The following is a 14,846-nucleotide window of genomic DNA, read 5'->3' on the forward strand; positions in this document are numbered from 1 at the left end:
GTGAGTGGGTCTCTTTGGCAACAAATCTTAGTTCGTTTACAAGATGAATTGCCGGCAACAGAATTTAGTATGTGGATCCGACCACTTCAAGTTGAGCAAGATGCAGGACTATTGGTGTTATATGCACCCAATCGTTTTGTACTTGATTGGGTAAAAGATAAATATCTGATTCGAGTGAATGCTTTACTGGAAGAGTTTTGTGGGAACGATAAACCTAGTTTGCGCTTTGAGGTTGGCAGTCGACCTGCAACTAAACCGCTAGCAACAAAAACTAGAACTAACGTGATTCAAGCCGGCACCGCTAACCAGCAAAATAATCAGTATGATAATGGTAAGAGTTGGGATAAAGAGCCCGCGGTTAAATCTGCTTTAGAGGCGAATCATCGTAACAATATAAACGCTACCTATCAGTTTGATAATTTTGTTGAAGGTAAGTCTAACCAGTTGGCTCGTGCTGCTGCGACTCAGGTTGCGAATAATCCTGGTGGCGCTTATAACCCCTTATTTTTATATGGGGGAACTGGTCTTGGTAAAACGCACCTGCTGCATGCGGTGGGTAACGGTATTATTGCCAATAAAAAGAATGCCAAAGTCGTGTATATGCATTCTGAACGATTTGTTCAAGATATGGTAAAGGCCTTACAAAACAATGCGATAGAGGATTTTAAGCGTTATTATCGTAGTGTTGATGCATTGCTTATTGATGATATTCAATTCTTTGCCAATAAGGAACGTTCTCAGGAAGAATTTTTCCATACTTTTAATGCCTTACTTGAAGGTAATCAGCAAATTATCTTAACCAGTGACCGTTATCCTAAAGAAATTGATGGCGTAGAAGATCGTTTAAAAAGTCGTTTTGGTTGGGGCTTGACGGTTGCTATCGAACCTCCGGAGTTAGAAACTCGGGTTGCCATATTAATGACCAAGGCGAATGAAAATAATATTCGCTTGCCTGATGAAGTCGCTTTCTTTATCGCAAAACGCTTACGTTCCAATGTTCGAGAGTTGGAAGGGGCTTTAAACCGGGTGATCGCAAACGCTAATTTTACCGGTCGCGCGATTACCATCGATTTTGTACGCGAAGCCTTACGTGATTTATTGGCATTGCAAGAGAAGCTAGTCACTATCGATAATATTCAAAAAACAGTTGCTGAATATTACAAAATTAAAATAGCTGATTTATTGTCTAAGCGTCGTTCTCGATCCGTGGCGCGACCTCGGCAACTAGCGATGGCGCTGGCAAAGGAATTAACCAACCATAGCTTGCCTGAAATTGGTGATGCTTTTGGCGGTCGCGACCATACAACGGTGTTGCATGCTTGTCGTAAAATAAGTCAGCTTAAAGAAGAAAGTCACGACATTAAAGAAGACTATCAGAATTTAATTCGTACATTATCGTCATAATCGGAGAGGCGTTGGTAGGTATGCAATTTAGTATCAATCGGGAACAACTACTTAAACCCCTGCAGCAGGTTAGTGCTGCTTTAGGTGGTCGACCAACCATTCCTATTTTGGGTAATGTATTGTTGGATATTAGTAATAACCAGTTGTCTATTACTGGTACCGATATGGAAGTAGAACTAGTCGCGACCTTGCCTTTGCAAAGTACTGTAAATGAAGGGCGCGTGACAGTACCAGCGAAGAAGTTTGTTGATATTTGTCGTGGTTTACCTGATGGCTGTGAAATTAGTTGTAAAGCGGATGATAATCGCTTGGTATTGCGTTCTGGACGTAGTCGTTTTTCTTTAGCGACACTTCCGGCTAATGACTTTCCTAATGTAGAAGATTGGCAGAGTCAGCAGGTGATTCAGTTGACTCAGGGGCAATTAAAGAATCTGATCGATAGCACTCAGTTCTCAATGGCGAGCCAAGACGTTCGTTATTATTTAAATGGAATGTTGTTTGAGACGGATGAGAAAGGACTTAAAACCATTGCCACTGATGGCCACCGCTTGGCATTAGCCGAACAAACTTTTGATACACCATTACAGCCTCAACAGGTGATTGTTCCACGTAAAGGGGTGATTGAGTTATCTCGTCTGTTGGAACACGAGGACCAACTGGTTGAGCTGCAAATTGGCAGCAATAATATCCGAGCTAGTGTGCAAGGTTTTACCTTTACCAGTAAATTGGTTGATGGACGTTTTCCTGATTATCGACGGGTATTGCCTTCTAATAGTGATAAGGCTCTTATTTCTGGAAGGGATGAATTGAAACAGGCATTTTCTCGAGCTGCTATTCTTTCCAACGAGAAGTTTCGCGGAGTTCGTCTGCAGTTAGAGGCGGGCATTTTGAAAATTACTGCGAATAATCCTGAGCAGGAAGAGGCGGAAGAGATCCTAGATGTTGATTATAATGCAGAAGCTTTGGAAATTGGTTTTAACGTTGTTTATGTTTTAGATGTATTGAATGCGCTAAAGTGCGATCAGATCCGCATCAACATGAGTAATAGCAATAGTAGTGCCTTGATTGAAGATAGTGAGCAGAGTGGCAAAGCGATGTACGTTGTTATGCCAATGCGACTCTAGTGACAAATTAAATTAATGTATATACAAAGTCTTGGTTTGCAAAATTTTAGAAATATTGAGCAAGCTAGTTTAACCTTGAACCCCAAGTTAAATGTGATTTTGGGCGAGAATGGTAGCGGTAAAACGAGTGTACTAGAAGCCATTTATTATTTGGGCTTTGGGCGTTCCTTTCGGAGTAACTTCGCCAGTAAAGTGGTCAGTCATAGCAAGGATAGCTTTGTTGTATTCGCTCAATTGGAGCAGCATAAGATTGGCTTGCAGAAGTTTAAGAGTGGCGACACGGTTTTAAGAATTAATAAGGAAACGGTACGCAGTCAGTCGGTATTGGCTTCGTTGTTACCTTTGCAGATCCTACATCCGGAAGGCTACGGCTTGGTGGATGGTAGTCCTCGCTACAGACGGGCATATTTAGATTGGGGAGTGTTTCACGTGGAACAACAGTTTCACGCGGCTAGTCAAAACTATAAAAAGACATTGAAGCAACGTAATGCATTATTAAAGCAAACAAAACAGTATCAAGACTTATTATATTGGGATAAGCAACTGGTTGAGTTTGCCATGATTGTTAGTCGGTTACGCGCTGCTTATGTGGAAAGTATTCGTACAACTTTGACTGACTTAGTTGCCGAGTTTTTGCCTGAGTATCGGTTTGAATTGGCATTTCATCAAGGTTGGGAAGAAAAAAAGGATTTGGCTGTATTGCTACAGCAAGGTTTTCAGAGGGACCGTATCTTGGGCTATACCCAATGTGGCCCCCATAAAGCCGATATAAAGTTTAAATTTAATGGCGTAAATGCTGTTGACCTTATTTCTAGAGGTCAGTTGAAGCTTTTTGTTTGTGCGTTGATTTTAGCGCAGGGGCAACATGCACAGCAGCATAGCGGTAATCAGACGGTATATTTGATCGATGATTTTGCGGCAGAATTAGATAAGTCTAAACGCCAGTTGTTAGCTAAGTGGCTGCAACAACATGGGTCTCAGGTCTTTGTTTCTGCGATTGAGAAACAAATGCTGGATGGATTTGATTTAGAAGGATGCACAGTGTTTCACGTGGAACATGGTGTTATCAGCGACTATAAAACGAGAGTAAAACATGGCTGAAAATGAATATGGCTCATCGAGTATTAAGGTTTTAAAAGGTCTTGATGCCGTAAGAAAACGTCCTGGGATGTACATTGGTGACACAGACGATGGCTCAGGTTTACATCACATGGTATTTGAAGTCGTCGATAACTCTATCGATGAAGCGTTGGCTGGGCACTGTAAAGATGTGGTGGTTACCATTCATAATGATGGCTCTGTCTCTGTGTCGGATGATGGCCGTGGTATTCCTGTAGATATGCATGAAGAAGAGGGCGTGTCTGCAGCAGAAGTTATTATGACTGTTCTGCATGCCGGTGGTAAGTTCGATGATAATTCCTATAAAGTATCCGGTGGATTACATGGTGTAGGTGTTTCGGTTGTTAATGCCTTATCTATAAAGCTGCAGCTAACGGTAAAACGACAAAATCATGTCTATGAGCAATTTTACACTTTAGGTGTTCCCGATGCTCCCTTGGCTGCGGTGGGGGATACTGATAAAACAGGAACCGAATTACGCTTTTGGCCTAGTGAAGAAATTTTCTCTGATACAACATTTCATTATGAAATTTTGGCAAAACGATTACGCGAACTGTCGTTTCTTAATTCTGGTGTTTCGATCATTTTAAAAGATGAGCGCGATGGTCGCAAAGACCACTTTATGTATGAAGGGGGGATAGAAGCGTTTGTTTCTTACCTCAATACTAATAAAACACCGATTCACCCTAGAGCGTTTAGTTTCAACTTCCAACGAGATGATGGTATCGCGGTAGAACTAGCGATGCAGTGGAACGAAGGTTTTCAAGAAAATGTTTACTGTTTTACCAATAATATTCCACAGAAAGATGGTGGAACCCACTTGGCTGGGTTTAGGGCGGCATTAACGCGTACGCTCAATAGTTATATGGAAAAAGAAGGCATCAACAAAAAAGACAAAAATAACGCAACAGGTGATGATGCGCGAGAAGGTTTAACGGCCGTTATTTCGGTGAAAGTACCTGATCCTAAGTTTTCTAGCCAAACCAAAGATAAGCTAGTTTCCTCTGAAGTGAAGTCTGCGGTTGAGCAGACGATGGGAGAGAAACTGAGCGAGTATCTACTAGAGAATCCGACTGAAGCAAAAATCATTACCCAGAAAATATTGGATGCAGCTCGTGCTCGTGAAGCCGCTCGTAAAGCTCGCGATATGACGCGTCGTAAAGGTGCCTTAGACTTAGCTGGACTACCGGGTAAACTCGCCGACTGCCAAGAAAAAGATCCTGCGCTTTCTGAACTATATATTGTGGAAGGGGACTCTGCGGGGGGCAGTGCTAAACAAGCACGTAACCGCAAGAATCAGGCTATTTTGCCGCTGAAAGGTAAAATTCTTAATGTAGAAAAAGCGCGTTTCGATAAGATGTTGTCATCACAAGAAGTTGCAACACTGATTACCGCGATGGGCTGTGGTATTGGTCGTGATGAGTATAATCCTGATAAGACTCGTTATCACAACATCATCATCATGACCGATGCTGATGTGGATGGTTCACATATCCGAACCTTACTCCTGACTTTCTTCTACCGTCAAATGCCGGAAATTATCGAACGTGGTTATATCTATATTGCCCAACCACCTTTATATAAGGTGAAGAAAGGCAAGCAAGAACGTTATGTGAAAGATGAAGAATCTCTGACCGAATATCTCACAACTTTAGCTTTAGATAACGCTGGGCTATATGTGAATGCGGAAGCACCAAGTATTAGTGGTGAGCCTCTGGAAAGTTTGGTTACTCAATACCGTCGGGTATGGAAGAATAACGAACGTTTATCTCGTCGTTATCCTATCTCTTTGCTTAGCCAAATGATTTATCAACCACCGCTAAAAACAGAAGAGCTACAAGATGCCAGCGTACTCAAAGAATGGGCTGAACAACTGATCGCACCGGTTAATGCGGAATTACCTAGTGGTAACTACTATTCGGTAGCGGTTGAAAAACATCCTGAGCGTGACATCTACTTCCCTGTAGCAACACTCCGTCAACATGGGGTAGATGTATCTTTTAACTTTGAACCCGAGTTTTTTGCTTCGAATGATTATCGAGATATTTGCAGCCTGTATAGTAATTTAGATAATTTGGTGGAAGAGGGTGCTTATATTAAGCGTGGCGAAAAAACCAAACCAGTGAAGAGTTTTGAAGAAGCGCTCAATTGGTTAATGTCTGAATCGCGTCGTGGCTTATATATCCAACGTTATAAAGGACTCGGTGAGATGAATCCGGATCAGTTATGGGAAACGACAATGGACCCAGAGACTCGACGGATGTTGCAAGTGACGGTTGAGGATGCAATTGCTTGTGATCAGCTCTTCACCACCTTAATGGGTGATCAAGTTGAACCTCGTCGTAATTTCATTGAAGAGAATGCACTTAATGTAGAAAACCTAGATGTCTAACATTTAGTATCTACCGTATTAAGCTTAAAAAAGGCAATATGAAAATATTGCCTTTTTTGTGCTTGAAAGCCTAGAGTCTATCCCCATATCTATTCATAACAAGATGCCATGATCATGGGTTTTGTTAAGACAGAGATGCAGCCTTTGTGCTGGTCAATTTAAATTATTGCTCTATGAGGATAACAAACATGCGTAATCAATATGACTTTTCACCACTTTATCGTACGGCCATCGGCTTTGATCGTTTAGCTAATTTCATTGAAGCGGCATCAAACCAAAGTGCCCAATCTCAAAATACAGGCTACCCGCCTTATAATATTGAAGCAGTCGATGATAATCATTATCGAATTACTCTCGCCGTGGCTGGGTTTGCTGAAGATGAGTTATCTATTGTTGCTCAGCAAAATGCTTTAATTGTTACCGGTACTAAACAGAAAAAATCAGATGAGATTAAATATCTGCATCAAGGGATCGCAGAACGAGGCTTCGAACGACGTTATCAAATTGCTGATCACGTAAAGGTGAGCGCGGCTAACTTAGAACATGGCTTATTGGTTATAGAGTTAGAACGAGAAATTCCTGAAGCTCTAAAGCCAAAACAAATTCCTATTAATGGAAAGTTGGCTTCGGTTGAAGTATTGGAGACTAAATCGGCTTGATTGCCAAGGGATGATGAAGAGTGAAAAAAGGGCCAACAGTGGCCCTTTTTAGTATTGTTTTAAGCGAGCAGCGGATTAACCACAGAGGCCAAAATATCGATACCTTGTCTTACATTGGCTTCACTCTGAGCGAAGTTGAGACGAATGCACTCTTGGGTATGTCGCCAATCCTTGTCTATTCCGGGGAAAAAGTAGCTTCCAGGTACGATTAGTAAACCCTTATTTTTTAATTGTTGGTAAAGCTGTTTATCGCTAATCGGTAAGTCTTCAAACCACAACCAAAGAAACATCGCCCCTTCAGATTTGTGAATTCTAAATTTTGCAGAGGGGATAGCTTGTTGTAACCAAGTGATAGCCTGCTCAGATTTATGTTTATAGAAAGGTCGAATGATATGGTTGCTGGCGTCGAGTAGGCTATTATCCTTTAACATCTCATTGGCTAAAGCAGGACCAATTCCGCCAGGGGATAAATTAATAATGCCTGACAAATTGCTGATTGCCTGAATCGTTGAAGGCTTAGCAATTACAATTCCACAGCGTGTTCCGGGTAAGCCCAATTTTGATAAGCTTAAGCAAAGTATGGTGTTGTTATTCCAAAATGGTTTTGCGTCTTCGGTAAAGACCAAGTTTGGAAAAGGAAGGCCATAAGCATTATCGATTAATAATGGCACCTGATGTTGTTCGGCAAGTTGTGATAGTTTGGTGAGTTCTTCGTCGGTAACCACATTACCTGTAGGATTGGTGGGTCGAGAGACGCAAATTAATCCAATCGACTCATCAACGACCAGCCGTTCAAAGTCGACATGATACTTAAATTGGCGGTTGGCTAAATACTCAATAGAAGGCTTGTTACCGACAAATATTTGTTCGCTTAAACCACTATCCTCATATCCTATATACTCAGGAGCGAGTGGAAATAACACTCTTTTATCCTGCTGCAGCCCCTTACCGGCAAAAAGATTAAATAAGAAGAAAAATGCGCTTTGACTGCCATTAGTGAGTGCAATGTTCTCTTCTTTTATATCCCAATGAAACTGATTACTTAAAAAAGAAGATAAGTTAGATATAAATTCCTTATTACCTTGGGGGGAGTCATAGTTACATAAGGCTTTGAGTAAACTGCCATTACTTAGCCCTGTGTTGAGGTGTTGCTGAAATAACTCGGTCATTTGTGGTATCTGTGCTGGATTTCCACCCCCGAGCATTATCATTTCGTCACCCGCTCGGATCCCTTCATCCAAGTCATCCATCAGTTGCGTGATCCCCGAATGACGGGTGAACTTATTACCAAAATCTGAATACGTCATAAAGCACCTTCTTCGAACTAGGCGTCACAATAACAAACAAATGTGAGGAATGGTATTCGCTAGTCCGATTTGGTTAATGATAGGGTTGAAGTGAATGCAAGGCTCGCTGTAAGGACATTTTGGAGGGCCTAATATCTCAGATAGTTTGATAGGCTCAATAATCTAATTATCGATGGTCAATCAGCGAGCTGGCAGAATTGAATTGAGAATCTACGATCTTGTCATCATATAGGCCAAGCAAAGTGGCTAAAGCCGCTTTGCTTGGCCTTATCGTTATCTACTTAGTCATTTGACCAGCATAAACGATGACTACTACATCGTCGTTTTTACGGCGTTCAAAAGCGTAAGGCGTGTTACTTAACAAGATGTGTTGTCCTGCCCCGACCGCTTGATGGCGCTTACGGAACTGTAACAACTTTTGCCAATGTTTTTTTACCGCGAGGTGTTCGGCATCGAACTGTTGCCAATTCATATCTGAGCGAGTGGCTTGTTTTTTGTCGGAGCTTCTTGAACCTTTTTCGCGTGCTGTCTCATCGCCATAAAAGACTTGTACCGCGGTTGGCATTAGTAAGAAAGCAGAACCGAGTTGTTTTTGCTTATCCAGTGTTTTGGCAATGCTGCCGTAGGCTAGCTTCGTATCATGCGATGATACATAACTGAGTAGCTTGCCGTCTCGCTTATTGAGTATATCAGCGTATTGTTGATAGCCATCTTGCATTGCGCTAAAACAGTTCATGCCCTTTTTAGCAAGGTCTGTTTGATAACTAAAATCTATTAGGGAGTCGAAGCCGTACTCAAATAATTTTGAATCACTTAAACCTTGTCCCCAATATTCCCCTGTCATCCAAAACTCATTGTTGTCGAGAACTTTATCAGGATGCTCTAATTTCCATTCTTGAAATGCCTGGCTCGAGGCCATTTTTAAGGCTTGCCAAGCTTCTGGCTCGACGTGTTTAACGGTATCTGCTCTAAAGCCGTCAATACCGTATTCGCGAACCCAATCGGATAGCCAAGTGACTAAGTAATCGCGTACGCTTGCACCGGGTATTTCAACCGCTTTTGTATCTGGTTTATTTTTATAGAAGGTGGGAAGGCCCACAACCTTTTTGGATTCGGTTTTAAAATCAGGTAAATAAGCTAAAGACATGGTTAAGTCATTAGCCCCTGGGCTAGGGTAGCCTGAGATATCAGTACGAACCCAATCCGGCCCCCACCATTGTTGCCAAGATTTTCGTTTACCATAGTCAACAAAGTCGTTAAAACTATGCCAAGTTTCCCCTTTCGCAGGGGTCCAATTGGTCCACTTTTCGGTGAGGTAAGTCTCGATAGGCTGGTCAAAATTTTGAGTTTCCCCAAACTTAAAGGCCTGCATATCGGCAAGAGTAGCGTAGCCTGCATGATTCATCACTATGTCCATCACGACTCGAATACCGCGTTGATGAGCCTGATCCACAAATTGTTTAAATTCTTTGGCTGTACCCATGTTTTGATCCATGAGCGTATAATCTTGAGCATAGTAACCGTGATAAGCGTAGTGTTTAAAATCACCACTCATGCCTCCTCCAACCCAACCTCGAATTTGTTCGTAGGGCGCAGTGATCCAAATCGCGTTGATCCCTAGATCTTCGATATAGTCGAGCTTTTTGGTGAGACCGGCTATATCTCCACCGTGGAAGGTACCAATTTCTTTTTGACCGTCTTTGCTTCGCCCATAACTATGATCATTCGTCGGGTTACCGTTATAAAAGCGATCGGTGATGACAAAATAGATCGAGGCACTGTCCCAACTAAAGGTATCAGCTTTTTTATGGGTCGATTCTAGGAGTAACAAACCACCACTATCAGCGGCAGGGGTGAATGTTACGTTGCCCTGTTGAACGGTACTAATTTGACCGCTGTAAAAATCTTTAACCGTAGAACCTTCTTTAAAGCTGGCGCTAACATCGACGGTAATCGGCTGACCGTCCCATTGCAGACATTGTGCTGTTTGTTTATGAGGTGAGGAGAATGTTTGAGTTTGGTTAGTGGTTTGCTCTGTGGAAGCACAGCCTGCAATGATTACACTAACAAAACATGCTAATAGCGTAGGTTTAAGTGAATTTTTCATGTTTTACATCCGTTTAATTGCTGACCTTTACAAATAAAAAAGCCCCTTTTCAGGGGCTCGAACTACCATGAAAATTTACATTTCTACTTTTTCGATATAAGCCACAGGGATTTCGCCTGACCAATCTAGGTAGAAGCGGTAAACACCATCTTCTTCTGGAGTAAATTTAAAGTTATCGAAGGCGGCGCATTTGTTTAACTCGCGACGCTCTCCAACTTTGATTGGCGCTTCACCGGATAAGAAACCGAAGTTAGTACCACATTGCCATGCAGCATCACCAAACTTCCATTCGTATGGTTGACCATCGGCAATCAGTGGCTCGTCTACAGGAGAGGTGGCGCTCCATACATTAGTTTTGCCTTCAACTGGCATTAACTTATTTTCTGGGGTTGCATCCCACCAACTAAATACACCGCGTAAATGCACGTCGCGGGTTAATTTGCTATCGCCGCCACTACCAGAAGCACAGCCCACGGCCACCACCGTAATCAGTGCAAGAACACCCGCTTTCAAGATATTTTTAAGCATTTTCAATTCCTTTCTTATTTTATAACTTTCCTTTGTCTCTACAGACAAACATTACCTAACGAGCTGAACTGAACTCGTTGTCAGTTATAACGGAGCTTCTCATGAAAAAACGTGCCAAGCTCACAGTCCTATTCTGAAAAGCATTTCATGAAATGAACTATTTTATTAAAACAGTTAAGTGGATCAAAAAAGCCGTATTCTGTAAAGAATACGGCTTGTTTCGGTTTTGCTGTTCTCGTTATTTATTGAATCACAGAAATGTCCGCGATTTCTAAAAACAATTGACGAAGTGAGCTGAGCAGACTTAAACGATTTATTTTTAAAGCATCATCTTCACTCATCACCATCACATTATCAAAGAAAGCATCAACCACCTCGCGGAGGCTTGCCAGCTCAATTAACGCTTGTTGATAATCACCTTTCTCAAGCAAGGGCGCTAAGCTGATTTGCATACTAGCGACAGCCTCAGCGAGAGCTTGCTCTTGGCTTTCTTTTAATAACGAAGCGTCGATTTGTGGTTTCACGAAATCTGGGTTTTTCGCCAAAATATTGGAAACCCGCTTGTTTGCAGCAGCCAAAGCTTGGGCTTGCTCCAAAGTGCGGAAGTGACTCACCGCTTTAATCCGCTGTTCAATATCTGCCAGTTTAGTCGGCTTCCGCTCAAGTACTGCGGTTATCACGCTCGGATCAATAGCTTGTTCTAGGTACATCGCTCTTAAACGGGCGTAAATAAACTCGATAAGCTGAGTGTGAACCTTTGTTTGAGTCGCTTGCTCAAGTTCTAAAGGTAGCAGTAACAAAGCACTATTAATCAAGGTATCCAAATCCAGGTCAAAGCCCTTATCTTGGATAATTCGAATAATACCTAAGCAGGCTCTACGCAGTGCAAAGGGGTCTTTGTCTCCCTTTGGTAGCTGGCCAATGGCAAAAATGCCCACTAAGGTATCAAGTTTGTCGGCGATAGCGACCGCTGCGGCGACTTTTGATTCGGGTAATTTGTCGCCAGAAAAGCGAGGCCAGTATTGCTGCTGTAAGGCATTGGCGACATCATCATGTTCGCCGTCAAATTTTGCATAATACATGCCCATAACACCCTGAACATCAGCAAATTCCAAGACCATTTCACTGTTGAGATCGGCTTTAGATAGAAGGCCTGCACGCTGTGCATGCTGGCTATTGGCTCCGATCTCTCCAGCAATTTGTGCTGCTAATTCAGAGACTCTGTTTGACTTATCTAATAAGCTGCCAAGCTGCTGCTGAAATACTACGTTGGCCAGTTGGTCTAAACGACTATCTAACCGTGATTTTTTATCGGTGTTAAAAAAGAATTCTGCATCGGCAAGGCGAGGACGAACTACTTTTTCGTTACCCGCAATCACCTGTTGAGGATCTTTACTGACAATGTTCGAAACAAAGATAAAACGAGGTAATAAGTTACCTTTGGTATCTAAGATTGGAAAGTACTTTTGATTGTCTTTCATCGTGTAAATGAGAGCTTCAGCTGGGACGTCCAAGAACTTGTCTTCGAAGCTGCCAACCATCGCAACCGGCCATTCCACCAATGAACAGACTTCTTCAAGCAGCGCTTCATCAATCTCAACAATGCCACCTTCGCGAGCCGCTTCCGCTTCAATTTGTTCGCGGATAATCGCTTTACGCTGTTCATAATTAACAATCACTTTACCGCGGCGATCTAATTGTTGAACGTAGTTGTTGGCGTGGTTAAGCTCAAATTCAGCTTCGCCCATAAAACGGTGGCCACGAATAGTACGTGCAGATTCAATGCCGAGAATATTCCCTTGAACCAATTTCTCACCATAGAGCATCGTGATGGTATGCACTGGACGGATAAACTGAGTTGCTTTTGCTCCCCAACGCATAGGCTTAGGGATCGGCAGTTTAGCTAAACCCTCAGCGACAATTTCTGGGAATAGCTGGTAAATGGTTTGACCGCTGATTTCAGCTTTATGCAGTAGCCATTCACCTTTGTCGGTGCTGAGACGCTCTGCTTGTTCAACGCTAATGCCATTGGAACGAGCCCAACCCTCAGCCGCTTTGGTTGGTTTACCATCTGCATCAAAGGCACTACTTACCGCAGGGCCGCGTTTTTCTACCACTTTATCTGGTGTTTTTTCGGTTAATGCTTGAATAGAAAGTGCTAAACGACGAGGTGCCGCAAACCATTCGATATTTTCAAACTCAAAACCGGCTTTTTCTAAGCTTTGTTGGACATTGCTTTTGAAAGACTCTGCCAAGCCGCGCAGAGCTTTGGGTGGCAATTCTTCGGTGCCGATTTCTACTAATAGGTTTTCGTTACTCATGCTGCCTCCGTTACTTCTTATCTTTGCATAAAGGGAAACCAAGCTCTTCACGAGCATGGTAATACGCTTCTGCTACGGCTTTGGATAAGGCTCTTACCCTCAGAATGTAGCGTTGGCGTTCGGTCACCGAAATTGCATGACGAGCATCGAGTAAGTTAAAGGCATGAGAAGCTTTCATTACTTGTTCGTAAGCAGGTAAGGGAAGACCTGCTTCAATTAATTTTTGGCTGTCTTTTTCACATTGATCAAACTGAGTGAATAGCGCGCCTGTGTCAGCGTGTTCAAAGTTGAAAGTAGACTGCTCAACTTCATTTTGATGGAAAATATCCCCGTAGGTCACTTTCCCCATCGGACCATCGGTCCAGATTAAATCGTAAATGCTATCAACACCTTGGATATACATGGCTAAGCGTTCTAAGCCATAGGTGATCTCACCGGTTACCGGGGAGCATTCTAAACCACCAACTTGTTGGAAGTAGGTAAATTGAGTGATTTCCATCCCATTTAACCAAATTTCCCAACCGAGACCCCAAGCACCAAGTGTTGGTGATTCCCAGTTGTCTTCTACGAAGCGAATATCATGGATCTCGGGATTAATACCAAGTTCAACTAGTGAACCGAGGTAGAGTTCTTGGATATTGTCTGGCGACGGTTTCAACACGACTTGAAATTGGTAGTAGTGTTGTAAACGGTTTGGGTTTTCACCGTAGCGTCCATCGGTAGGGCGACGACAGGGTTGTACATAAGCACTATACATCGGTTCTGGACCGATAGAGCGCAAAAAGGTTTGCGGATGAAAGGTGCCAGCACCTACTTCCATATCTAAAGGTTGAACAATGACGCAGCCTTGACGGGCCCAGTAGTCCTGTAAAGCCAATATTAGGCCTTGAAAGGTTTTTATATCGTATTTATGCATGATTTGTGTCGCGCGTATGAAAAGTAATCGGTTTTATAACTGACGGAGTATACCCTAGCAAGCAGATAGACCCTAGTGCTGTTACCTCAGGAATCACTGATAACCGAGACTTTTTTTTAAAAATCGCTCAACTTCCTTTCTTGATCAAGTATTGAAAGGGCATTTGGTCTACTTTCTTAGCGATTAGTGTGTGATCCATAAATTCACAAAAACTAACCATATCTCGGGTGGTAGAGGGATCGTCAGCCTGAATTAATAAGGTCTCCCCTAGAGCAATGTTACGAATTGCTTTTCTTACCATCATTACTGGTTCAGGGCAGCGTAGACCGAGTGCGTCTAATTGGTGATCGGCTTGGTTAAAATCTATCAAACTACTCATTGATTTATCCCCTTAATGAATGACTTTTACATTGTATAACAGCTACGGTTAGATTTGCAGCTGTCAACTTTGACCAACAGCTTGGCATGTTTTCGATAGTTTTGGCATTTACTACTCCACTAAGGCTATTTCAGCAGACGGTACTTTTTGTTTTTTACAAACTTGCTCGCTGCAATCCAATCTTCCCTTTTTCTCACATCAAGGTGTCGATCATAGAGTGGTTCGCTAATTCCATACCCGATTTATGATTGATATCAGTGACGACAAGATTGGCACCTTCCTCAGAAGAGGCTTCCCCAATTCTTCTTGTTGCTACGGTGACTAATATAGTTTTTGAAGCCTTAACATATAGGGGTTCTCTATAGCGTTTATAAGCTAGGCCTGGCGGATTTAAACCGACCCGCTCAGTAAGGTCGCTGTAACGTACTTTCTGTGTTGGTGCCGTATATAACTGGTTTAGAACGAGATATTCAGTTAAGCCAATACTTTGTTGTTGATACGCTAAAGCAAATTAAAAAGATTGCCCCGAAAATCAGTTTTGTAGTTGCTGCGGATATAAAGTTGGCTAACTTTTGTCAAGATGATATCGA

At 42.5% G+C, this 14,846-nt stretch carries 11 protein-coding genes; 5 read left to right on the plus strand and 6 right to left on the minus strand.

Going from position 1 to position 14,846, the window contains the following annotated elements; all coding sequences use genetic code 11:
• The 5 genes from dnaA to ACRRSY_RS00025 all read left to right on the plus strand — a co-directional run bounded on the left by dnaA (position 1) and on the right by ACRRSY_RS00025 (position 6,698).
• The gene (dnaA, locus tag ACRRSY_RS00005; protein ID WP_432455251.1) at positions 1 to 1,404 is read left to right on the plus strand and encodes a chromosomal replication initiator protein DnaA; all 1,404 of its coding nucleotides are present in this window, start codon (positions 1 to 3) and stop codon (positions 1,402 to 1,404) included.
• A gap of 20 nt (positions 1,405 to 1,424) precedes the next feature.
• The gene (dnaN, locus tag ACRRSY_RS00010; protein ID WP_432464118.1) at positions 1,425 to 2,528 is read left to right on the plus strand and encodes a DNA polymerase III subunit beta; all 1,104 of its coding nucleotides are present in this window, start codon (positions 1,425 to 1,427) and stop codon (positions 2,526 to 2,528) included.
• A gap of 15 nt (positions 2,529 to 2,543) precedes the next feature.
• Positions 2,544 to 3,629 carry a DNA replication/repair protein RecF gene (gene recF, locus ACRRSY_RS00015; RefSeq protein WP_432460554.1) on the plus strand — a complete coding sequence of 362 codons (1,086 nt, stop codon included), beginning with the start codon at positions 2,544 to 2,546 and terminating at the stop codon, positions 3,627 to 3,629.
• Positions 3,622 to 6,039, plus strand: a complete 2,418-nt coding sequence (gene gyrB / locus ACRRSY_RS00020; protein ID WP_432464119.1) for a DNA topoisomerase (ATP-hydrolyzing) subunit B — start codon at positions 3,622 to 3,624, stop codon at positions 6,037 to 6,039. Before recF ends, gyrB begins: the two co-directional genes overlap by 8 nt.
• Positions 6,040 to 6,227: 188 nt before the next feature.
• A complete protein-coding gene (locus ACRRSY_RS00025; RefSeq protein ID WP_432455247.1) occupies positions 6,228 to 6,698 on the plus strand; it encodes an Hsp20 family protein in 471 nt (156 codons plus the stop codon).
• 59 nt (positions 6,699 to 6,757) lie between these two features.
• Here ACRRSY_RS00025 and ACRRSY_RS00030 read toward each other — a convergent pair whose 3' ends face one another.
• The 6 genes from ACRRSY_RS00030 to tusA all read right to left on the minus strand — a co-directional run bounded on the left by ACRRSY_RS00030 (position 6,758) and on the right by tusA (position 14,256).
• On the minus strand, positions 6,758 to 8,005 hold the full coding sequence (locus ACRRSY_RS00030) for a valine--pyruvate transaminase (RefSeq protein ID WP_432464120.1): 1,248 nt from the start codon (positions 8,003 to 8,005) through the stop codon (positions 6,758 to 6,760).
• Positions 8,006 to 8,282: 277 nt separating this feature from the next.
• Positions 8,283 to 10,112, minus strand: coding sequence for an alpha-amylase (locus ACRRSY_RS00035; RefSeq protein ID WP_432455245.1), 1,830 nt, complete (start codon positions 10,110 to 10,112; stop codon positions 8,283 to 8,285).
• Positions 10,113 to 10,187: 75 nt separating this feature from the next.
• Positions 10,188 to 10,640, minus strand: coding sequence for a hypothetical protein (locus tag ACRRSY_RS00040; RefSeq protein ID WP_432455244.1), 453 nt, complete (start codon positions 10,638 to 10,640; stop codon positions 10,188 to 10,190).
• Between the two features lie 242 nt (positions 10,641 to 10,882).
• Positions 10,883 to 12,961, minus strand: a complete 2,079-nt coding sequence (gene glyS / locus ACRRSY_RS00045; protein WP_432455243.1) for a glycine--tRNA ligase subunit beta — start codon at positions 12,959 to 12,961, stop codon at positions 10,883 to 10,885.
• A gap of 10 nt (positions 12,962 to 12,971) precedes the next feature.
• Positions 12,972 to 13,877: a glycine--tRNA ligase subunit alpha gene (gene glyQ / locus ACRRSY_RS00050; RefSeq protein ID WP_432455242.1), complete on the minus strand. Its 906-nt coding sequence runs from the start codon at positions 13,875 to 13,877 to the stop codon at positions 12,972 to 12,974.
• Between the two features lie 127 nt (positions 13,878 to 14,004).
• On the minus strand, positions 14,005 to 14,256 hold the full coding sequence (gene tusA / locus ACRRSY_RS00055; protein WP_432455241.1) for a sulfurtransferase TusA: 252 nt from the start codon (positions 14,254 to 14,256) through the stop codon (positions 14,005 to 14,007).
• Positions 14,257 to 14,846 lie beyond the last annotated feature (590 nt).

Origin of the sequence: Agarivorans sp. QJM3NY_33 (assembly GCF_050870865.2) — a bacterium.
Lineage (GTDB): Bacteria > Pseudomonadota > Gammaproteobacteria > Enterobacterales > Celerinatantimonadaceae > Agarivorans.

What these genes read in the sequence shown, in the direction of transcription:
- ACRRSY_RS00030 (WP_432464120.1), bottom strand. Translation starts at nt 8,005, where the DNA reads ATGACGTATTCAGATTTTGGTAATAAGTTCACCCGTCATTCGGGGATC.
- tusA (WP_432455241.1), bottom strand. Translation starts at nt 14,256, where the DNA reads ATGAGTAGTTTGATAGATTTTAACCAAGCCGATCACCAATTAGACGCA.
- gyrB (WP_432464119.1), top strand. Translation starts at nt 3,622, where the DNA reads ATGGCTGAAAATGAATATGGCTCATCGAGTATTAAGGTTTTAAAAGGT.
- glyS (WP_432455243.1), bottom strand. Translation starts at nt 12,961, where the DNA reads ATGAGTAACGAAAACCTATTAGTAGAAATCGGCACCGAAGAATTGCCA.
- dnaN (WP_432464118.1), top strand. Translation starts at nt 1,425, where the DNA reads ATGCAATTTAGTATCAATCGGGAACAACTACTTAAACCCCTGCAGCAG.
- glyQ (WP_432455242.1), bottom strand. Translation starts at nt 13,877, where the DNA reads ATGCATAAATACGATATAAAAACCTTTCAAGGCCTAATATTGGCTTTA.
- ACRRSY_RS00040 (WP_432455244.1), bottom strand. Translation starts at nt 10,640, where the DNA reads ATGCTTAAAAATATCTTGAAAGCGGGTGTTCTTGCACTGATTACGGTG.
- recF (WP_432460554.1), top strand. Translation starts at nt 2,544, where the DNA reads ATGTATATACAAAGTCTTGGTTTGCAAAATTTTAGAAATATTGAGCAA.
- ACRRSY_RS00035 (WP_432455245.1), bottom strand. Translation starts at nt 10,112, where the DNA reads ATGAAAAATTCACTTAAACCTACGCTATTAGCATGTTTTGTTAGTGTA.
- ACRRSY_RS00025 (WP_432455247.1), top strand. Translation starts at nt 6,228, where the DNA reads ATGCGTAATCAATATGACTTTTCACCACTTTATCGTACGGCCATCGGC.